17 protein-coding genes and 1 pseudogene are annotated in these 19,494 nt (G+C 55.9%); 5 read left to right on the top strand and 13 right to left on the bottom strand.

The window, feature by feature from the left end; all coding sequences use genetic code 11:
* Positions 1-110 precede the first annotated feature (110 nt).
* From HZR20_RS03935 to HZR20_RS03920, 5 genes are all read right to left on the bottom strand, one after another.
* Positions 111-716, bottom strand: coding sequence for a DUF7139 domain-containing protein (locus tag HZR20_RS03935; protein ID WP_181685289.1), 606 nt, complete (start codon positions 714-716; stop codon positions 111-113).
* A gap of 132 nt (positions 717-848) precedes the next feature.
* The gene (locus tag HZR20_RS03930; protein ID WP_181685288.1) at positions 849-1,592 is read right to left on the bottom strand and encodes a DNA polymerase sliding clamp; all 744 of its coding nucleotides are present in this window, start codon (positions 1,590-1,592) and stop codon (positions 849-851) included.
* A 162-nt stretch (positions 1,593-1,754) separates the two neighbouring features.
* Complete coding sequence (locus tag HZR20_RS14445) at positions 1,755-1,880, bottom strand: hypothetical protein (RefSeq protein ID WP_258560333.1); 126 nt, start codon at positions 1,878-1,880, stop codon at positions 1,755-1,757.
* A 49-nt stretch (positions 1,881-1,929) separates the two neighbouring features.
* Entirely contained in the window at positions 1,930-2,124 is a 195-nt protein-coding gene (locus tag HZR20_RS03925; protein ID WP_309484890.1) for a hypothetical protein, read from the bottom strand.
* Positions 2,125-2,387: 263 nt separating this feature from the next.
* On the bottom strand, positions 2,388-2,672 hold the full coding sequence (locus tag HZR20_RS03920; protein WP_181685287.1) for a hypothetical protein: 285 nt from the start codon (positions 2,670-2,672) through the stop codon (positions 2,388-2,390).
* 299 nt (positions 2,673-2,971) lie between these two features.
* Here HZR20_RS03920 and HZR20_RS03915 point away from each other — a divergent pair, with 299 nt between their 5' ends.
* Positions 2,972-3,745 carry a 23S rRNA (uridine(2552)-2'-O)-methyltransferase gene (locus HZR20_RS03915; RefSeq protein WP_181685286.1) on the top strand — a complete coding sequence of 258 codons (774 nt, stop codon included), beginning with the start codon at positions 2,972-2,974 and terminating at the stop codon, positions 3,743-3,745.
* A 40-nt stretch (positions 3,746-3,785) separates the two neighbouring features.
* On the opposite strand, the gene HZR20_RS03910 is transcribed toward HZR20_RS03915, so the two are convergent.
* The 4 genes from HZR20_RS03910 to HZR20_RS03895 all read right to left on the bottom strand — a co-directional run bounded on the left by HZR20_RS03910 (position 3,786) and on the right by HZR20_RS03895 (position 7,078).
* Positions 3,786-4,490 carry a queuosine precursor transporter gene (locus HZR20_RS03910; RefSeq protein ID WP_181685285.1) on the bottom strand — a complete coding sequence of 235 codons (705 nt, stop codon included), beginning with the start codon at positions 4,488-4,490 and terminating at the stop codon, positions 3,786-3,788.
* Complete coding sequence (locus HZR20_RS03905) at positions 4,480-4,656, bottom strand: ribbon-helix-helix domain-containing protein (protein ID WP_181685284.1); 177 nt, start codon at positions 4,654-4,656, stop codon at positions 4,480-4,482. Before HZR20_RS03905 ends, HZR20_RS03910 begins: the two co-directional genes overlap by 11 nt.
* Before the next feature lie 135 nt (positions 4,657-4,791).
* Positions 4,792-5,898, bottom strand: coding sequence for a hypothetical protein (locus HZR20_RS03900; protein ID WP_181685283.1), 1,107 nt, complete (start codon positions 5,896-5,898; stop codon positions 4,792-4,794).
* A gap of 1 nt (position 5,899) precedes the next feature.
* Positions 5,900-7,078, bottom strand: coding sequence for a hypothetical protein (locus HZR20_RS03895; RefSeq protein ID WP_181685282.1), 1,179 nt, complete (start codon positions 7,076-7,078; stop codon positions 5,900-5,902).
* Positions 7,079-7,185: 107 nt separating this feature from the next.
* Between HZR20_RS03895 and HZR20_RS03890 the strand changes: the two genes are divergently transcribed.
* Together HZR20_RS03890 and HZR20_RS03885 are read left to right on the top strand one after the other, a co-directional pair.
* Positions 7,186-8,688 carry a pentapeptide repeat-containing protein gene (locus HZR20_RS03890; protein WP_181685281.1) on the top strand — a complete coding sequence of 501 codons (1,503 nt, stop codon included), beginning with the start codon at positions 7,186-7,188 and terminating at the stop codon, positions 8,686-8,688.
* A gap of 152 nt (positions 8,689-8,840) precedes the next feature.
* The gene (locus HZR20_RS03885) at positions 8,841-10,268 is read left to right on the top strand and encodes a bifunctional DNA primase/polymerase (RefSeq protein ID WP_181685280.1); all 1,428 of its coding nucleotides are present in this window, start codon (positions 8,841-8,843) and stop codon (positions 10,266-10,268) included.
* A 24-nt stretch (positions 10,269-10,292) separates the two neighbouring features.
* On the opposite strand, the gene HZR20_RS03880 is transcribed toward HZR20_RS03885, so the two are convergent.
* From HZR20_RS03880 to HZR20_RS03870, 3 genes and pseudogenes are all read right to left on the bottom strand, one after another.
* On the bottom strand, positions 10,293-11,558 hold the full coding sequence (locus HZR20_RS03880) for a PH domain-containing protein (RefSeq protein ID WP_181685279.1): 1,266 nt from the start codon (positions 11,556-11,558) through the stop codon (positions 10,293-10,295).
* Positions 11,559-11,874: 316 nt separating this feature from the next.
* A pseudogene (locus HZR20_RS03875) lies at positions 11,875-12,815 on the bottom strand (tyrosine-type recombinase/integrase).
* A 4-nt stretch (positions 12,816-12,819) separates the two neighbouring features.
* Positions 12,820-13,332, bottom strand: coding sequence for a hypothetical protein (locus HZR20_RS03870; protein ID WP_181685277.1), 513 nt, complete (start codon positions 13,330-13,332; stop codon positions 12,820-12,822).
* A gap of 341 nt (positions 13,333-13,673) precedes the next feature.
* Here HZR20_RS03870 and HZR20_RS03865 point away from each other — a divergent pair, with 341 nt between their 5' ends.
* Entirely contained in the window at positions 13,674-14,885 is a 1,212-nt protein-coding gene (locus HZR20_RS03865; protein ID WP_181685276.1) for an inorganic phosphate transporter, read from the top strand.
* A 51-nt stretch (positions 14,886-14,936) separates the two neighbouring features.
* Here the strand turns inward: HZR20_RS03865 and HZR20_RS03860 are convergent, their stop codons facing one another.
* A complete protein-coding gene (locus HZR20_RS03860) occupies positions 14,937-17,108 on the bottom strand; it encodes a twin-arginine translocase subunit TatC (protein WP_181685275.1) in 2,172 nt (723 codons plus the stop codon).
* 105 nt (positions 17,109-17,213) lie between these two features.
* Here HZR20_RS03860 and HZR20_RS03855 point away from each other — a divergent pair, with 105 nt between their 5' ends.
* The gene (locus HZR20_RS03855) at positions 17,214-19,493 is read left to right on the top strand and encodes a twin-arginine translocase subunit TatC (protein WP_181685274.1); all 2,280 of its coding nucleotides are present in this window, start codon (positions 17,214-17,216) and stop codon (positions 19,491-19,493) included.
* Position 19,494 lies beyond the last annotated feature (1 nt).

Raw genomic sequence — 19,494 nt, 5'->3', positions numbered from 1 at the left:
CGGTCGAACTAGCGACGAGCAACGGAATTTATACGGATGATTGTCGTGATGTCCCGGTATCCGCCGACCCGAGGTCGGCACCATCCGGAAATAATCGACACTATCCCGTATCAGTCGTCATATTTCGACTCTATCTCCCGGATCACTTGGGATTCTTCCCCGCCGTCGCTGATCGCGCGAGCGTATCGCTGGTAGTCGTCGCGACTCACCTCGACGGTCCTGGTTTCGCCCTGGCGGGTAACCCGCAGTCGAACCGTTCCGTGGGGATTGTTCCGGACGTGCGCGCCGGCCATCGACGTGAAAACGAACCAGAGCGCGAGACACCCACCGACGAAATAGACGACGGCTGTCGGAAACGCCAAATTCTGGGAACTCGCTGTCCAGTGTGTGGGGTAGGCGTGGGCAAACAGCCCGACGCCGCCCACGGCGATCGCCGCCCCGACGACGACCCCGACGCGCTGGCGGCGCGAGGTCGGGAGTACAGCAACGACACCAAGGAACGCGGCTGGCACGCCCAGGCCGGCGACGATCCCGGCGACGCGGTAGGTACCAGTCTCACCGAGGTCGAACACAGCCGACAGCGGCGTCGTCACCAGCCCGATCGCAGCGACGATTGCGATGGCTCCGGCGGCAAAGACGGCAGTCCCCCCCAAGATCTGTCTGGGGTCGCGATCTCCCCATCGGGAATCGCTATAGGCGTCGCCGAGGCTCGGCATACCTGAACTTTGGGACTTCTTACACAAAACGATGCGTCAGACGGGCGTTCGACGTCGCACGGGAGAATTCGAAGATCCTGCGAGCGCGGGCCGGACGAACAGTCGTGCTGAATGAACAGGGAGGCCCAGCGATCAGTCGCTCTGGACGCGCGGGGCGAGCATGTAGGTGACCGTGCCCTGGCCCTCGGCGATGTCGAAGTGCATCTTCACGGGGAACTCCTCGCCCAGTTCCATGCGTACCTCGGCGTCACTCGGAATCGCCTTGTTCATGTCCTTGAGATAGTCCAGCGAGAACAGCGATCGGGCCGGACCGGCGGTCAGATCGATCAGATCCTCGCGCCCGAGTTCGAAGTGAACGTCGTCGGTATCGCCCTCCGCATCGACGTAGAACATATCTTCGGCCTCGTCGACCCCCAGCGCGATGTGATCGGACACCATGTCCGAAGCCTTGACGGCCCGGTTAACGTCTCGCCCTTCGAGGATGATCTCGGCGGCCAGATCGAGGTCGGGCAGGTCGGGTTCCTGACGGATCGAGTCCGGATCGATCAGCGCCAGCGTGTACTCCAAGCCGTCGATGGCGATCTCGAGTTTGCGGGTCTCCTCGTCGAGTTCGAGGTGGATCAACTGGTCCGCCTCGGCCATCCCGGCGATGTCCTCGAGTCGCGAGAGGTTCACACCGATGACACCCCCATCAGTCTCGTAGGACTCGAAGGCTGCCGCCGACAGCGAGAGATCGACCATCCCCACGTTGGCCGGATCGACGGCCCTGATCTCTAGTCCGTCTTCCTCCAGCCGGAGCTTACATTCCTCGACTAGCACGCTGACGGAATCCAGCGCCGTCCGCAACGTATCCGCGCTCACGATGGCGTTGAACATCTTGAAATCGGATACGATCGCATCATTTAAAAAGACTTCATGTTGCGCTGGGCACGATTGTCAGTCTGGCGCGTTCGAAGGAGTATTCTCGACGTCACTGACGAAACGAAGGCCGTGGCCAGATGCGCGGTGTACCGTTCCGCATCGATCCGGCCATACCGATCAAAGGGTATCCGATTCTGTCGTCATCTGGTCGCCCGCGACCGCCACGACTCCCTTGTTCTCTGGACTCCGGGCGGTCACGTCTCCTTCGTTTGCCGAGAAACCAACTTGCTCGGAGCGTGTCATAGAACGCTTTGGACGGTCTGTCTGTCCAATTGTCGAGTTCGTAATCCGATTAGTTACGCCATTCGTTGATGAATGTCGGGACGATGACGCCAACGCCGATGAGCACGGCGAAGTGAACCCATTGCTTATCAGTCACAGCTGTTGTGCCGTACACCAATACGAGAGCGAGTATGACGAAGACTGCTGTAATCTTGGTTTCTGTGCTGACCAGGGTATTTGACCTTGTGGAGGGCTGTTCTGACACGTTCAATCGTTCAGCTGCATAATCCATATACTTTTCTACAATTTCAGAGCCAGCAACTACCGCTGACCGAATCCAGACCAAGACCCAAACCCGTTACTGAGCACCTGCGAACGATTCTATGACACGCTCCGCTCGTCCAACTCCGAGCGGGGAATTGCATCATGATCGTTTGGGTCGAGCCACGCCTCGTAGTCCGGCCGCCCCAGTTGCTCCCGGAACGCGTCCTCGGGTGCGCGACGGTCTCGTCGAGGTCGTCTGGTTCGTCAGGCACCGCGCAACACCTCTGTCTTGCGATTTCGGAGCGTCTCGCTGTCGACGAGCGTGATTGGGTCGGTGAACACGTCTTCGAGACGGCCAGCGTGGCCGCGGGCCGATTCAGGCGTCTCGACGAAGATCTGGAGCTCGTAGCGGTCGCCGTCGAATCGCTCCGTCCCGAGTTCCTTCGCCAGTTCGTTGGCGCGGTGCTGGTCGGCGCGATCGTCGGCGAGCACCCAGAGGTACCTGTCACTCTGGCGGTCGGCCCGGCCGCGAGCGACGGTACCGAACACGACGACGCCTTCGACAGCGCCAATATCGTGGCGGATGCGGTTGGTGCCGCTCGAACAGGGGGTAGAACTCCGGTTGCGGGATGTGGAGCACGGGGTCGTCGGGCTTCGTGACCCGGGCTCGATTGATTCCGTCCAGTCGGCGGTTACCCTCGGTCTCGACGCGCTGTGGGGATCGTTTCAATAGACACGCACGCCACATTCGATGTGCCTTTCCGCTTGCACGGCGTCTCTCCCGGTATGATCGCACTTTCGTTTGCAGCACCGAGACAGACCAGCGCACAACCCCAGGTGACAGTGCCATGAGCGGCAAAGACGAGTACTACAACCGCGCCAAACAGGAGGGCTATCGCGCCCGCTCGGCCTACAAACTCCAGCAACTCGACGAGACCGCCGATTTGCTCGGCGAGGACCGCACGGTCGTCGACCTCGGAGCGGCCCCCGGCGGGTGGCTCCAGGTGGCCGCCGAACGCGTCGGCGAGGGCGGCCGCGTCGTCGGCGTCGATCGCCAGCGCATCGACCCGTTGGATGACCCTGCTGCCCTCGTCGAGACGATCCGTGGCGACATCACCGACGACTCGACCATCGAAGCGATCACCGAATCAGTCGGGTCGGTCAACCTCGTGCTCTCGGACATGGCCCCGAACGTCACCGGCGAGTACGATCTGGATCACGCCCGGTCAGTCCACCTCGCTCGCCAGGCCTTGGACGTGGCACTAGACGTCCTCGATGCCGGTGGCGATCTCGCGGTGAAGGTTTTCGACGGCCGCGATCTGGACGACCTGACAGACGATATCGAGGCGGAGTTCGAGTATGTCCGTGAGGTGCGTCCGGATGCCTCGCGGGATTCCTCCTCGGAACTCTATCTCGTCGGCAAGAGCCGCCTGACGGCACCCGTTCGTGAGGGCGACACCGTCGAGGTCGACATCGTTGACGAAGGGCAGGAAGGCGACGGGATCGCCAAAGTCGAGGACTTCACGCTGTTCGTCTCGGGGGTCAGCGAAGGCGAGACGCTGACGGTCCGGGTCGACGACGTCAAACCGCGCTACGCCTTTGCCCATCCAGTCGATACGTAACCAGAACGCGACCGCTCAGTCACGTGAGCGCGTCGATCGATCAGTCGCCCATCACAGGCGAGGGCGAGCGGTCGCGACGCCGGACGAATCCGACGACGGCATAGACGAAGGGCGTGTCAAATAGCGCGACGCCGAGTTTGATCAGGTACTGGCCGACGATCAACCCGAGTGCATCGCCCAACGCCACGCCCTTGAAGACGATGAACGCGATGGTGATGAAGATCACCGTGTCGACCGCCTGGCTGGTCAGCGTCGAGCCGAGATTACGTACCCACAACAGCTGCCCGTCGGTGCGGTCCCGAAGCCAGTGGAAGGTAAAGACATCCAGATTCTGGCTGACGAGATAGGCGAGCATGCTCCCGACGACGATGCCCGTGCTGGACCCGAGCACGTCCGAGAATGCCGACTGGTCGACCGGCGAATTGGCGAAGATGGGTGCTTCGATGGCCAGCCAGACGAGACCGAGCAAGACGAGGTTCATTGCGAAGGCGACGTTGACCAGCCGGGTCGCGTCCTGCCGGCCGTACAGTTCGGCATAACAATCGGAGGCGAAGAACGTCACCGCATAGGCAAACGCCGCTGCGGGAACGAGTATCATCGACTCGACGAATGGCAACGAGACCGGCAACTCGATCCCAATGACTTTGCTCGCGGTAACCTGGGAGGTGACTAATGCGGTGACGAACACCGCGATCAGACCGAGTTGCGGCAGCGGGATCGATACCGTCTCCTGGTTAGTGTTCATTCTCGACCCTCCCGTGTCGCTGATCGATTTCGTCGAGGAGATCCAGCGTCTTCCGGACTGACGCCCGGATCGCCTCGCTACGGTTCACGAACTTTCCGTCTTCGCCGACGTGATCATCGAGGTCGGTGAGTAACTCCGCGGGCACCTCGACGCTTATCTTGGGCATAACTACGACCACCTAAGCATCGGTTGTACAAACAGCCGGTTAGACCACGAACGATTCATTTTGGTATTCTCCTACGAATACCTGGAGAGCACTAATTAAGCCTTCTAAGAAGGACCAGCAACCAGCTTAGGAAACTTAACTTTCCGCAGATGGGTTCTGAGGTTCTCCCATGGACTCATGGACTCCCTTCTTTAGGAGAGTTCTCGCTACTTTCTTCTTGTAGTTAGTAACCAGCCCCTCAATGTTTTCTTCAGTTAATACACTAATTGGAAGAGAGTACACGTCTACGTCGTCACTGTAATTTTCTGGATCCGATGCATCGGTGATTATACCGACATGACTCCACCACTCGATAAGGTTCTTCGCACGCGGTCCGGCACTGTTACGATTCACATCACCCTTTGTTTGTAGCAAGAATTGGATGAGCTCGTCTTTATCGAAATAGAAATTCTTCCGATCATCATGGAAGTGTTTATTGTGCAAGAAGGCGGGCAAATGACGTATCAGTTGGTGGTGATGGGAATCGTAGAAGATATTGATACCCAGTTGCTTAGTATTGGCAACTTCCTGTCCTTCAGACAATAAGTTTCCGAGAGTGCCGTTCGGAGTATGACCGGACCAGCTGACCCCGTCAACATCCTCAATTACGGTGATTTTTTGATCGTTTCCGCTCTCAAGTTCCCAAACTGAAACAGGGCTCTCCCCGTTGAGTTGCCCCATTTCGCCTGCCACAGCCTCTGGGCTGACCCCTGTAGTCGCTATAGCGCCCTCGATGTTGTCTTCATCAATTTCCACTGAGAGTTCATCTTGGACGCTATCTAATTCCTCGTCGACATACTCGCATAGGTCCTGAATTCGGTGGTACGTATCAGTCGTATTCTCTTCCTTGACAAGAGCAAGCAGAATAATCGTGCCGTGGGTGTTGCTATGAGCAACAAAGAGGTCTGCAGGCCCCGATTCGTGATGTGTGAAAGATAGTGATTCAATCAGCTCCCAATCACATTCGGAATACAATTTTCCACCGTGTTCAAACGCAGAGGTCAAGGTAGCACGTAGGTTGAAACGACGGTCATACAGTGAGATCTCATCTTCAAATTCGTCTATTTTCTGAGATATGCGGTCACTATCTTCGTCTAAGTCTTCAATGTCATCAGTGGCCAATTCCTCCTCTGGGTTAGATACTTCCTCCTCAAATTCGGATTTCGCCTCTTTCCAGCCGTGGGCAGCACCTTGAACATTCATCTTACTGACCAACCTCCGTTACGGAGTGGGTCTCAGCGCTGCTGATTGCGTTTTTCTGAACCGCCTCAAGAACCCCGAAGAAAGTCTTGAGCTCTTCTTCGCCGGCACGTGGGAAAATCCGGAGTGCACCTCCATCGCCCCTGATATCGAAGTAGATTCTCTTACCGACATGGTAGATTGTCGTATTATAATATAATGGATCAGTTTCAATATATGTGTCAATCGGGATGAAGCTCTTGCTACCGAGAGCATCGAGTGATGCCTGGATCCCATCCTTCGTGAATCGGTCTTCGTCTCCGGGAGTGATCAAAGCAGGACTGGATTGTGAGATCTCAGTATCAGTCCCAGCAAGTTCGATTCGATCTGTTTCCGTATCATCATACGCTCTCTTTACGTCGAGCGTCTGCTCGATTATCGGATTTACTTTTTCCAACATATCGTTCAAATCTCCCCTTATGAGTTTTAATACACCACTCCTGCCAATTTTGAAAACCAATTGGTCTGTTGGAGTTGTTGAGTCAGGAAATCTCAGCTTGATGGAATCTACTAAAACCCCAAATTCGCGCCGGAATTCAGTCACAATGGAAGCAGCATCGTCGCCCCAGTAACTTATTGTCCTCTTGTTATCCGTGTCCCTCTGAGATTTGATTTCAGAGCGTTCAGACCGCTTTAAATGAACTTGGTCAGCATACGGGACATCAGCTGGAGGGGTGTCATCATCAGCAGTCGTGAGATCATTTACGAGATCTTCAATTCTATAGGCTGGAGCATGAAGTCGGTTAGTCTGATACGTTACTCTTAGATCTGAGATGATGACCTTATCAACGTATTTTCGCTTGGGCTCATTGGTGTAAAGTATGAAATATCCAGAATCGTCATCTCTGGCAAAATATGCCCCGGCATGGCCCCCCTCCCCGTATGGGTCGTGGCTAATCCGTTTTACACTCCCATACTCTTCATCAATATGCCATTCCCGACGACCTAGCTTTTCCACAAATTCATCGCTACTAAGCTGGGTTACGCCGGGAACTAGGTGCAAGTCAGCAGAATCTATATTCCGGAAGTAGTACGACGTGAGGTATTCGTTGAATTCCTCGATATCATCAAACGATGATCGTATCGCTTCATCAGGATAGGTTTCATCCTCAGGTTGCTCCTTCGGAACCTCGAAGACGGCCATGAGACTAATCAATCATGCGACCATATTAAAGTTGGTAGCGAGTGCTAGAAAATAATCTCCCAAGGTAGGGGTTTAGGAGGATGGGGTTGTTTTCGGGTAGATAAGAGATGTCAATTCCCAATGGCCCTCCGTGTGCATTCTCCCCCGCAACACGGGATACAAGCCATGGGTACAATAGACAATGTGGCCTATCTCCTTGGGAGGAATCTGAAGAGAATTACTGTATTCTGCATGCCGAGGTTTCCGATAAGCCCCACGACAAAATAAATGAAGCAATAGCTGAGCATGATCAACCAATCCCAAATGTTCAGCTTTTCGATATCGAGGATGGTTCAGATCTTGATTTCGAGGGGGCAAAGCTCCCTGGAGCAAATTTTAGTGGTTCAACCTTAGAAGATGTCTGTTTCAGTGGTGCCCTATTACGGGACGCGGACTTTAGTGAAACTGACCTGACTCGGGCGGACTTTTCCGGTGACGCAAATTTGAGAGAAGCCTGCTTTGATGGCGCGTCATGTAATCAAACAAAATTTTCTCAAAGCAGGATTCCTCAGACCACGTTCCATGATGCAACCCTTACGAGCACTAGAATGAATTACGCCCGAGGGAGTGGGGCAGAGTTCCATGACGCAACGATTGTTGACACAGTATTCTTCCAGAGTAATTTGGACAATTGTGGCTTTATAAATGCGACTCTGAGAGATTGTACATTTCGAGCGGCCGATTTGGATGGGACAAAATTCTCTGACTCAGATATAACTGCCACCGATTTCTTAGAGGCACAGTTGACTGATACCCGTTTCTCAGGTGCTACCCTAGACGAGAACACTGACCTTGGCACTAAATTGATGTCAGAATATCAGGCTGATAGGCTCGCTGAGCCTGATTGGGTGATCAGAGGGGTCGGAGTCATTACCACAGATGACACTATGTTCGGAGTTGAATCCAGCAGGCCTCTAAACTCGGAAAATGCCCGTTCTCACGATGATGAGCCACCAGATTCACCAATTGAAAGTCAAATGAGCGGGGTCTTCTGGTGGATATATATCAGATTGTTAGCTCCGATAAGGTTCGTTTACAGACTCAAAGCTCGTTTAAATCAGTGGGCGCGCGGGAGTTCCGAACAAATTGAACATCTGCAATCAGCTCAGGGAACCTACTCCGAGATCAAAACTGCTTATCGTGCCAGCCCCGGGTCAGAATCTGCCCGTTATCATAATATTCGTGAAAAAGAGTGCCGTAGGAAGCAGCTCAAGCTTCTATTCCCCTGGGTTCGTTATGCGGCAATAAAGCGCCTCATGAAATATGGAGAGAGCCCCCGACAGGTAATTAAATTTGGATTGGTGGTCTGGGCGATTTCTACCGCCCTATTCTTGCATTTCGGGATTGCTACAGAATCGGGTTCTGTAATTTATTTAGACCTATCGGGCGAGGTCAATTGGGGTCGCGCAATTAGGGTTAGTCTCTTTTCAATGAGGCGTCTCTTCACCTTCTCAAACGGAAATATGGCTTTAGCCCCGGAGGCGGAAACCGTAGGGGTAGTTACTTCGGCGACAGGAGCGATTATTGAAGCCGCACTAGTATTCACATTAGGCCGACGAGCAGTTTCCTAGCACCTTCGGAAAGAGAAAAGAGGGATTACGCGATCTAAAAATCAATAGATCATAAAATTACGTTCCGGACATTATTGACGGGCTCTCTCTTTATTTGTGTCTATCGTCCCTATCTAAGCGTGAGCCTCGGGTCCTAAAGACAATGGAAAGCTATGAGCCGCAAAAACACCAAGCGTAGCGAGAGAAGTAAAGCTAGCGCTGAGCGATTGAGTGGATTCAAAACCCTTTGTAAGAGATTAAGCGAGTCTTCGATCAGTCTGTCGAACCGGATAGTCAGGCTCACTCGTGCGGGTAAGAGCCCTGCTGAGATGTGGGGCCGATGGTTAAGGTTTGACGGGGGCCAAGCTGGTCTGGTTCGAGCAGGATTCAATTATGGTGTTATTGCCGGAGACGGGCTACTTGTCTTTGATATTGATAGCTATAGACATTCATCTAATCCGATACTCGTAGAGGAGCTCCGTGATCGAGGGGTATTTGATACGTTCCGTGTCCAAACTCCGCATAATGGAACTCATCTATACTACAAAGTTCCAGAAAGATCTGTAGAAGCCGCTGAGAGGGCGTTTGGGAGTGAAAATCCTCAAGGATCCTTTGGAGAAACCCGTCTCTCTAAGCAGTACGTTGTTGGTCCAGGATGCCAGCTCTGGCAGTGTAATAAGGACTGGCACGAGTGTCAGAATCGAGAGGAGGGATATTACGAAATCGAGAACGATGCACCCCTTAGAGAACTATCTGTACCTGAGCTTATTGGAATACTCAAGTCGGACCCCCAACTCAACCCGTCAACTAGCTCTAGCCAATCGTCTCAGTCAAACCAAACCTCGATTACATCCACCCGTTCAAGCGGGGAGGTAGACCTTCCAAAGAACGTCCAAAGAGCAACCGAGGCCGATATTACGACTCTGCGACAGAAGATTGGTGTTGCGAATGACCGGAAGGGGGAGGCACTTCTTCGGTGGGGGCAAGGGAAACTCTCTGTTGAGCCCAACACGACCCTTCAGGAGTATGGGGAAGATCGGTCAAAGATTGAGACGGCATTAGCTCAGAAGATTTGGTTCTATACTGGCTCAAAGGAAGAGACCGTTGCGATGATGGAATACATTGCCCCTCCAAAGTGGAGGGGGCGGGGTCAGGCATACAAGGAGAGCGTCTTATCAAGTGCAAAGAGATATCTCCCAGAGGATCCCGGTGTTGGAAGGCCACAATCCCTCACTCATAGTCAAAGCGGCGTCATCTATGAGAAGGCGTCTGATATATTGGAAGTGATTGCTTTCCGAATCGGAGAGGGGGCACCATTTACTGCGTCAAGAGTCTCTGAAGCGCTGACCCGCAAATACCAAGAGCAGGATCACTTTGAGGTAGAGGACAGTGTTGGAGAACAACAAGTTCGCAAGGTCTTGCGTATTCTCCGTCAGGCTGGATATCTTACTAAGAAAAATCGTGGTGGGAACGAGGGGATCAATTGGGAACTTCGAACCGATCTATCCAGCGACCTTGTGATGATTGATGAGATGCTCGAGGAGAAGTTCAACACATTAGCAGACGTTGCTGAGCAGAGGCAAAACTACGTGTATCGCTAGTTAATTACCGATACCTCGGATCGATCATGGCCCCATCAGTGCCCCACCAATAATCTGTAATAGAACGAATGTTACCACCACGAGCCATCGGCTCATCTTGATATTGAATGAATCTTCTAACCACCTCCTTGTCGGGGGGAAGACTATGACCCCAGAGAGGAACAAAGGAATGTATGCAGGAACGCTGTAATCAACAAAAAATACACCTAAGAAGGTTACAGCACCGACAATGTAAGAAAGTATCAAGCCGACGGTAATGTCCTTTTTTGACTTATCTGAGGACTCTAATGGATCTATTTCCGAAGTATGATTGTTAGAATCCTCTCTCTCCACATTTTCCTGAGTTCCCACCGGGCCTCCACCAGCCTGATTCAATTCCTTGGATAAATATTCTTTAGCGTCAGGCAGATGTTCAGCCTCATGCCCTCCATCAAAGAATGTGATAACTCGCCCGTCGTGAGTTTCAATTTTGAGGAATTGCTTCATTATTTTCAATTCCGATTCTACGCGTTTGATTTTGGAATGAGGGATATCTAGGGATTCGTCGTTCGAATCTGGATCACCCGCTATAAATAAAACGCGTTTGTCAGTTATTAGCAAGTACCTCCGCTTCGCGCTAAAGATTCCAGTGTTGTATGGAGTGTCTACATCCCCATTTGGACCCTCAATTCGTACACCTTTCCGCCAGTGGTAGAAGAGATATTGCAGTTGTTCTTCTGGGTGGAGATAAGACAAAATGGGGCGGGAAGTTTCGGTGTCAGAGAGATGCTTTTCTTTTACATTACCTGAAGCTTCTAGAGCTATATCGCTAATAGAGCGATCCTCTTTTTGAGTGCTCGTTGGTGGTGAGCCGCTAGAAGACGGATTGGGGTCCTCTACGTGGGTGTTATCGCCAGATTCGTCAAAGAACCTTGATGTAACAGATTCGGCTAAATCCTCAGATTTAATTCCATCAACAATGTCTTCCCGAGTTAGGAGATCAACGTCTACAGACTCGGCAGCTCTACGAATTTTGCCATTAATCTGGCCGGTACTCGCCAAAACCGGGCGGTCAACATTCTTCTTCTCCGCAAAGGAGCGAAACTTCTGTAGCTCCTGTTCATGGTTTGGCGCCTCTTCCAATACCCAAATGAGGTCAGTTCCTGAGTCAGTAGCAGAGAGGACAAACCACTTTTCTCCGGTCGATTTTACTTCTGCTTGCTCACCTTTACGGCGCTTTAGCTGAGCTACCAACTCAGCTAATTCCTGCTCAGGTATTTTATCAACAGCATCCGATAATCCAGCAGTCATGTAATGTGAGCCAGCTATTTCCCAAGCGTCACTTTTTGCTTTTTGGTTGTGCAAGAATTGTCTAACGCGTACCCCTATGAATTAGACACTAGACCCATGTGAAATAGCTGGACAGTGAGTTCTGAACAATAGAGGTAGTCAATTGCGAATGAGGGAGTACTGTGTATTACCGCCACCCAATACTGTCTACAGTATTGTTGTACGGTAGCCATCTCTAAACCACACCGCAGTGCCGTGGTTTTGAATCTTCCATTTATTACAATAGACGAAGAGAAGCGATCCCAAATCGCACACCTATTTAAATATATTAAGTGTGCTACACAAAGTCTTGGTAGGCTTCCTTGACGTCTTCATCGACAAATTGGAGGTAACGTTCAGTCGTACTCAGGTTTTGATGGCCGAGATGCTGCTGTACCCGCCGTAGATCGATTCCAGATTTGATCGAGTGTATAGACCATGTCGGAGAGCATGGGCTGTAATCCGATAGCGCGGCTTCTCATCGGCATTACGGTACAGTACTTCTTGGATGTCTGCGTTTTTAGCAGCCTGGACAACTATCCTACCAATAGCATCGCTATCGATGTGTTCCCGCCGCTTGCTCGGGACTAAATATGGGCTATCGGGAGCCGGTGGGTAGGAGTCCCGGTAGCCACCGGAGAGCCACTGTTCTAAAAGGAAATCAAGAGAAGGCTGATAATAGACCGTGCGGGAGGAGTGAGTCTTTTGCGAGTATACGTCGATGGTGCGCTCGTCTTGATCTAGGTCGCTGAGTTCAATGGTCGCAAGTTCACTCCTCCGAAGGCCTGTTTGCCATAGAAGCCGGATGATGAGCCGATTCCGCAGTGTAGGGGTAGGGGTATGCTCTACGAGAGCCTCCTTCTCTGGTTCGGTAACGTAGGCCTTGACTGCTGACTCCTGCTTTTTCGTCCCAGAAGTGAGGGACTTGAGGTTCCCCTGATCGATATTAGCTGCAGGGTTTTCCTCAAGCGTCTTGTTGCGGAGAAGAAACTTATAGAGGAGTCGAACAGCAGCATAATAGCTGTCGATGGTATTCGGCGCATAGCCCTCATTAGATAGCCATGTGAGGTAGTCCTCAATGTCCAAGGGTGTTACCTCAGTAACCGAGAGATCTTTCGCTGAGAGCCATGTCTCATACTTCTGTAGGGCGTTGTACCGCGCTTCATAGGTGCCCTCAGACTTCATCCCACGTACTCGGTTGAGGAACCTCTGGATGTGTTGATTAGTGGTGTCTGACATTCTATTAGGAATCTCTGTAGTACTGATCGTCAGACTGGTGAACAGCGTAGGTGGTTGACTGCAAGTGGTTGAGAGCGGCTTCGATTCGATATGAAGAAGCCTCTACTCGATCCTGAAGCCAATCAACAGTCCCTGGAGGAGAGCCATCTGGCTCAAGGACACTGTCACTCTTGATGGTTGACTCATGGGGCAGCTGCTGGAAGATGTCATTTGCCAGAGCCTCTACTTCCGGGTTGGTAGTGCTGCCAACGGACTCGCGGATGTCGTCTAATTGGGTTCGCATCTCATCGAGCCGCCGGAGGAGGGTTTGTTGAGTACCCGTAAGATCCCGGAGATCCTCCTCTAAATCTGGGGGTAGTTCAGCACCATCTGATCCATCGTCATTGATGTACTGCTCAACGGCGAGACGAATAAACTGGGAGAGGTATTGCGTATGAGGATCAGAATCCAGTGCTTGTCTCCAGCGCTCTTTGCGCTCCTTACTAACATCGAAGGTGATTCGCTTCTTCTCAGGCATCCTCCCCACCACTATTGACAAAAATCATATATTCAAATTCGGTATTCGAAATGCCATACATGAGTGTCATCGGTTGTGGTTTTGGCACCTCATTGTAACCTACATTACTAGCCGCAGGGTTAAGTTTCTGTTGTTTACCTGATGGAATAAACCTTGGGCATACCCAGGGATTATCTCTGGAGTACTTTAGCATCGCGATCCGAACTGGGCGATTCTTTCACCCTCCTCATTTTGTCTCGTCCATTGGTGGCAACGCCCCGTCCGCGGCCGTTCCTTGACCGAGCGATTGATATTGTGGACGCCGGTATGCAGCCACCAGACACGTCTCGTTGGGGGACAGTATGGTTGAGGTGCTACTGGTTGTCGGTGTCCTGATCGCGTGTTTCGTCGCGTACAACGTCGGCGGTGCCACGACGGGGCCGGCGTTCGGACCGGCAGTAGGCGCTGGAGCGATCGGCAAGGTCACGGCGGCAGCGCTGATGTCCGTGTTTTTCTTCCTGGGGGCGTTCACCATCGGCCGTCGCGTCGTCGACACGCTGGGTCGGGACCTCCTGACCGATCCCAGTGTCTTCTCGCTGCCGGTCAGCATCGTCGTGTTATTTTTCATCGGCGGGGCGCTCCTGCTCGGTAACGTTTCGGGGGTCCCCGCTTCGACGTCGATGACGGCCGTCGGGGCCATTGCCGGTCTTGGGATCGCAACCGGATCCCTGAACTGGGAGGTCGTTGGCGGGATCGTCTCCTGGTGGCTGGCCTCCCCGGTTCTGGGCTTCTGGATCTCGGCGGTGATCGGTCGGTACTTCTACCCTCGACTCCGGCGATTGATCGCGATCGATCAGTCCGAGGGGCCACTCGTGGCACTCGACCGTGACGGATTCGTTCCCCACCCTGTCCCTGGGCCGGAAACGAGCCGTCGAGAACTGATCGGGACGACCGTCCTGATCGCGATCGGCTGTCTGATGGCGTTCAGTTCAGGGACGAGCAATATTGCCAACGCCATCGCGCCACTCGTTGGCTCGGGTGAACTGGACATGAATGTCGCCATCGTCGTCGGATCGATCGCCGTCGCAATCGGGACGTTCACGATCGCTCGGCGCACCATGGAGACACTCGGGAACGACATTACCGACCTGCCACTGACCGCAGCGATCGTCGTCGCTGTCGTGGCATCCTCGATCGTCATCGGACTGTCGGCGGCCAAGATCCCTGCGAGTTTCGTCGTGATCGCGACCACTTGCATCGTCGGTCTGGGCTGGGGGCGTGCAACCCGCGCCGTCGCCTTAGAGAAGGCGGTTACCGGCCAGGAGTCGCCCCGAATGTCAGTCGGTGCCCTGGCCGCCGATAAGGACGAGGCGACCGTCGGTGATCCGGACATCGAAGCGCCGGAGCAAACGGAGCCGGAACCGATCGAGGCAGGCGAAACTGCGGAGATTCCACACGCATCGGATCTGTTCGACCCGGCGACGACCGGTCGCGTCCTCTTCATGCAGAACGTCGTTCCCGTGATGGCGACGGTCGCCTCCGCGGTGACCTTCGAACTCGTCTTTGCCCTCTAGTTCGCGTTCCTGGGGTGTCGAGTGGGCCAAAGACGGGGCGAGCCGGTGGTCTCAGCCGACGACGCGACGCTGTCGGCCGCCGCCACGGCGACCGCCGAGCGTGACGGCCCACAGGATCGCCAGCCCGAACAGGTACGCGAGCGCGGCCGGCAGGGCGAGCAGGAGCATCGAGAACATGCCGCTCGGTGTCAACAGTGCGGCTCCCACGAAGATGGCAATGATGACCCCACGCCAGTACTCGCGCATCGCCCGATAGGAGACGATCCCGCCGCGATCGAACAGCAACATTGACACTGGAATCTCTGCGAGCAGGCCGATCCCAACGGTCGTGAACACGACCAGCCAGCCGAAACTGTTGATCCGATAGGCGACGACCATGTGTGCATTCAGGGCGTCGGCAGCCAGCCAGGAGATGACCGACGGCGCGACGAAACTGTAGCCGATATAGCTACCAAGCGAGAGGCCGACGACGATCGACCCGCCCCAGACCAGCAGGACGCGACGGTCGCCAGTGGCATACCCTCGCTCCTTCAGTGCCGGCCAGATGTAATAGAGGATGAGCGGGGCAACGACGACCAGCGCCAGCAGCGTCGAGAACTTGATCTCGAAGATGAGGTGCTCGACGGGGTGGAGATTGACGATGTCGACGTCGGCGGCCATCGCTTCCGGGAGCCGCGAGACGAAGTCCGCGCGGATGTCGTTGATCCCGCCGGTGTAGAGGTACATGAACGCCGCCGCCAGGACGGTACCGAACACCGCGACCACCCGGAAGGCCTTGGAGGTGAGCGAATCGACGATAAAGGCGATGTCGTAGTAGTACCCGCCGATGTCTTCCTCGGTGGTCTCCTCCTCGGTGAAGGCATCGACAACGTTGGTCGTCGTCTCCGAGACGACGCTGCCATCCTCGGCTTCCTCGGCTTCCTCACTGTCTCGGTCGGCCCGTTCAGCTGCCTCGTCGAAGCGCTCGATGATGAGTTGTCCCTTCTCGGGGTCGTCTTCGTCCATCGCCCGCTGGGCGTGAGCGAGTGCCTCTTCTTCGGCAAGCGATTCGAAGGCCTCCGGCGGTGCCGCCTCGACGCCGGCCGCATCGAGATTGTCCAGATCGATCGCGCTTGGATCACCCAGCGTCTGGGCCGCAAGCCCGGCCTGTTCGTCGAGCCGTGTTGAGACGGTCCGGTAGGCGACCCAACCGACGACCAGCAGCGCAACGATGCTTGCGACCAGCGCCGACGCGATGGCATTCGAGACGCCGAATGCCTCACCGAGCGTCGGGACTCCGCCGATGTCGTAGGGTATGGCGTCCAGGCCACGGTTGACGGCAGCGATTCCCCCACGGGCGAAAAACGCCCAGGTAGCACCGAAGGCAACGACGGCACTGCCGGCCAGGACGTTCCAGCGATCGCGTAACGCGGCCATCACGTCGATCTTCTCACTGGAGCGTTTGGTCACGACGACCAGTCGCGTCAGCCGGAGGCTGACCGCATACAGGCCGACCAGCGGCGTCGCCCACATGAGCTGTGTCAGGGGGTCGGGTGGCGTGAACACAGCACCGCCGGCGTACAGGCCGAGGACGGCGTACTTCCACTTATCGCGGAACGTCTCGTAGGGAACGATTTCGCTATAGGCAAGCGTACTCATCACCAGCGGGAGCTCGGCCGCGAGGCCAAAGGATAGTGCCAGCAGGGCGACGAACTGGGCCCACTTGACGATGTGATAGGTCGGCGTGAACCCGGCGTTGATCGCGTTCGTCGCCAGGAACGAGAACATGATCGGGAAGAAGACGGTGTACGCATAGAAGATGCCACCGACGAACAGGACGACCAGGGCCGTTGCCAGCAAGACGAGTTTCCAGCGAGCGATCGGTGCCTGTGGCCAATAGCCGCGGCGGCGAAGCGCGTCACGAGAGAAATAGAGCACTAGCGGGACTGCGAGCAGTCCACCGACGATGAGGCCGATTTTCACCTGTAGAAGGATAACGTCGAAGGGCGTGACGGCGACGACACGCGTCGCCTCGCGAATCTCCGGTGGCATCTGGGCGAAGAGGTCGGTTTTCAGTCGTTCCCAGGCGAACGTTCGCAGGAACCAGATCGAGCCGACGAGACCGAGGACGAACGCGATAAAGACTTTCTGTAAGTCTTTTTGGGCCGATCGCAGCACTGCGCCCAGCGTCTCCCGGCCGCTGGCGAGGGTGCGACGGGTGTCGTCGTCGATCGCGCCGGACATAGCCGTTCGGTTGTGGTAACGAACTCGCTGTTATCAATTTGTCCATCGCCTTTCCAGGGAGCGAAAAGAAGGCTTACAATAGCCGGGGGCTAACCCGGCGAAACGATGACCGACGGCGACGTCCCCGATGGCGACGAATCCGACGCCACCGCGGACGAACCCGCCCCCGAGCGATCGAACGGACCCGATGACGAGACCGATCACTCGGCGGCCACCACTGACGAAAACGGGGACGAACGTCGTGCGGAGACCGACTCAGCCGAGACGTTCGACGACGATGGCAGTTCTGAGTCCTCGACCGTTGACCCACGCGACGACGGAGACGGCCCAGGCGATGGGAGCGATACGTCGGGCGATGGCTCCGAGGATGCCGACCAGGAAACGGGCGATCAGGACCGTGCAGACGGCAGCGAGGCCGGAGACGAGGATTCTGCGGATTGGAACGAGGCCGCCGCCCAAGCTGCGGCGGATGCGGGTCCCGAAGACGGTGACGAGTCCACTGACGAAAGCGGTGAGGTGTCGAGTGGCAGAGACGAAGCGGACGCTGACGAGGGGACCACCGACGAGGCGGATACCGGAGACAGTGACGTATCCGACGACGAAGACGGTGAAGACGACGTAACCGAGCCAAGCGAGGAGTTGGCTAAAGAACTCATCGACGAGGACAGCGTCACCGACATGGAGACGATGGAGCCGGATCCCGTCGATGGAACAATCACCAGCGAAGACGAGTTCAGGACCGTCGAATGGGATCCCGAGGACGAAGACGAGAACCTCGACCCAGCGGCCCACGGCGACGCTGGTTTGCCGAGCGAGGCTGGTGCTGGCGCCGATTCCGACGATCCCGCCGACACGGACGATACTGATGGACGGCCCCACGGTCCTCGAGAGGGCCAGCGTGGTGGCCAAGAGGCGGGGCAACCGCCATCTCGAAGACGAGATCCGGCGGAGCTTGCGGGCGATGACGACGGCCCGACGGCGGCCGGCGTCGCGGACGGGGACGCATATCGGGGTGACACACCCGCCGACGAGATCGACCCCGATCATGCCCCCGACGACCAGGAGATGCCCCTGGCAGTACACGTCGAGGAGATGGTCAAGCGGTTGGGCGTCATTATCGTGTTGATGGCCGGTGTTAGCGCCGTCGTGTTTCCGTTTGGCGAGCAGATCATCAACACGATTTGGTACGCGTTCCTGCCGGGGAGCTTCGAATTGTGCCCGACCACGAGTGCCGTTCCCTGGCAGCCGGCCACTATCGTCACGGGCGTGATGGGCGATGTCGGTGCCGGCCCGGGCGTGGCGATGGCCGACGCTGCGACGATCAAGCCCGCCTGCCCGCGGGTATACGCGCCGCTAGCGGTGATATTCGCCCGGTTGAAGGTATCGACACTGGCTGGATTCGTCATTGCCCTGCCCGCGTTCGTCTACGAGACGTATCTGTTCATGCGCCCGGGCCTGTTCCCGCGGGAACGCCGCTACTACCTCGCGGCGGTTCCGACGAGTCTCGTCTTGGCGGCGGTCGGCGTCGCCTTCGCGTACCTGCTCGTCCTCCCGGCAATCTTCACGTACTTCCTGTACTACTCCGAGGGGGCGGTCGACATCGCCTTCGGGCTGACCCAGACGTTCGACCTGATGGTCCTGATGATGGGCTTTTTCGCTGCGATTTTCCAGATTCCCCTGTTCATGATGTTGGCGATCATGATGGGCGTCACCTCCCGGCAGTGGCTGGCCGACCGGCGGCTACTATTCTGGGCGGCCTTCGCCGGGATCGCGTTCATCTTCAACCCCGACCCGACCGGGATGGCCCCGTTCATCGTCGCCGCGACCATGATCGTCCTGTTCGAGGGGACGCTCCTGTTGCTCTCCTGGACGGGCAGCGAGGGACTGCTGCCGTCCCCCAGGGCCGTGGCGGCTCGCCGGCCCTACGCCTGGGTCCTGGCCGGCCTGACGGGGTATCTCGCCAGCAGCGCCACGCTTCCGGACGGCTACTACGAGGCGCTCCCGGCCCTGGTCCGTGGCTTCATCGAGAGCAACGACCTCCTTGGCGTGACGCCGCTGGTCGTCGGCGGCGCGATCATCGCGGGCTACGAACTCGCGATGTTCCTGCTCCGCCGGTACCTGCCGATCGGCAAGTGGCGACGGCGGCTGTTCACCGGCCGGGTGTCGCTGTTCAGGCTTCGATCGCCGGTGTGGCTGCTCTCGCTGGTGATCGGCTATCTCACCAGTCCGAATCCGTTCCTGCTGGACCGGGCGGCCGACGTGGCACTCGAACCGACGACCGCAGCGGCGCTGACGGTCGGCCTGATCGTCGTCTTCGAGGTGCTGTTGGCCGTCTGGCGATACCTACGGCCGGACGAGGCGGAACGACTCCCGATCGAGCAATAAG

Origin of the sequence: Halorhabdus salina (assembly GCF_013839425.1) — an archaeon.
Lineage (GTDB): Archaea > Halobacteriota > Halobacteria > Halobacteriales > Haloarculaceae > Halorhabdus > Halorhabdus salina.
Note: the sequence above shows the minus strand (reverse complement) of the source record. Positions and strands in the feature narration are given on the sequence as shown.

Excerpts from the sequence above, each read along its gene's own strand:
- HZR20_RS03905 (WP_181685284.1), bottom strand. The coding sequence starts at position 4,656 with ATGCCCAAGATAAGCGTCGAGGTGCCCGCGGAGTTACTCACCGACCTC.
- HZR20_RS03890 (WP_181685281.1), top strand. The coding sequence starts at position 7,186 with ATGTCAATTCCCAATGGCCCTCCGTGTGCATTCTCCCCCGCAACACGG.
- HZR20_RS03885 (WP_181685280.1), top strand. The coding sequence starts at position 8,841 with ATGAGCCGCAAAAACACCAAGCGTAGCGAGAGAAGTAAAGCTAGCGCT.
- HZR20_RS03855 (WP_181685274.1), top strand. The coding sequence starts at position 17,214 with ATGACCGACGGCGACGTCCCCGATGGCGACGAATCCGACGCCACCGCG.
- HZR20_RS03900 (WP_181685283.1), bottom strand. The coding sequence starts at position 5,898 with ATGAATGTTCAAGGTGCTGCCCACGGCTGGAAAGAGGCGAAATCCGAA.
- HZR20_RS03930 (WP_181685288.1), bottom strand. The coding sequence starts at position 1,592 with ATGTTCAACGCCATCGTGAGCGCGGATACGTTGCGGACGGCGCTGGAT.
- HZR20_RS14445 (WP_258560333.1), bottom strand. The coding sequence starts at position 1,880 with ATGACACGCTCCGAGCAAGTTGGTTTCTCGGCAAACGAAGGAGACGTG.
- HZR20_RS03910 (WP_181685285.1), bottom strand. The coding sequence starts at position 4,490 with ATGAACACTAACCAGGAGACGGTATCGATCCCGCTGCCGCAACTCGGT.
- HZR20_RS03860 (WP_181685275.1), bottom strand. The coding sequence starts at position 17,108 with ATGTCCGGCGCGATCGACGACGACACCCGTCGCACCCTCGCCAGCGGC.
- HZR20_RS03865 (WP_181685276.1), top strand. The coding sequence starts at position 13,674 with ATGGTTGAGGTGCTACTGGTTGTCGGTGTCCTGATCGCGTGTTTCGTC.
- HZR20_RS03895 (WP_181685282.1), bottom strand. The coding sequence starts at position 7,078 with ATGGCCGTCTTCGAGGTTCCGAAGGAGCAACCTGAGGATGAAACCTAT.
- HZR20_RS03935 (WP_181685289.1), bottom strand. The coding sequence starts at position 716 with ATGCCGAGCCTCGGCGACGCCTATAGCGATTCCCGATGGGGAGATCGC.
- HZR20_RS03915 (WP_181685286.1), top strand. The coding sequence starts at position 2,972 with ATGAGCGGCAAAGACGAGTACTACAACCGCGCCAAACAGGAGGGCTAT.
- HZR20_RS03870 (WP_181685277.1), bottom strand. The coding sequence starts at position 13,332 with ATGCCTGAGAAGAAGCGAATCACCTTCGATGTTAGTAAGGAGCGCAAA.
- HZR20_RS03880 (WP_181685279.1), bottom strand. The coding sequence starts at position 11,558 with ATGACTGCTGGATTATCGGATGCTGTTGATAAAATACCTGAGCAGGAA.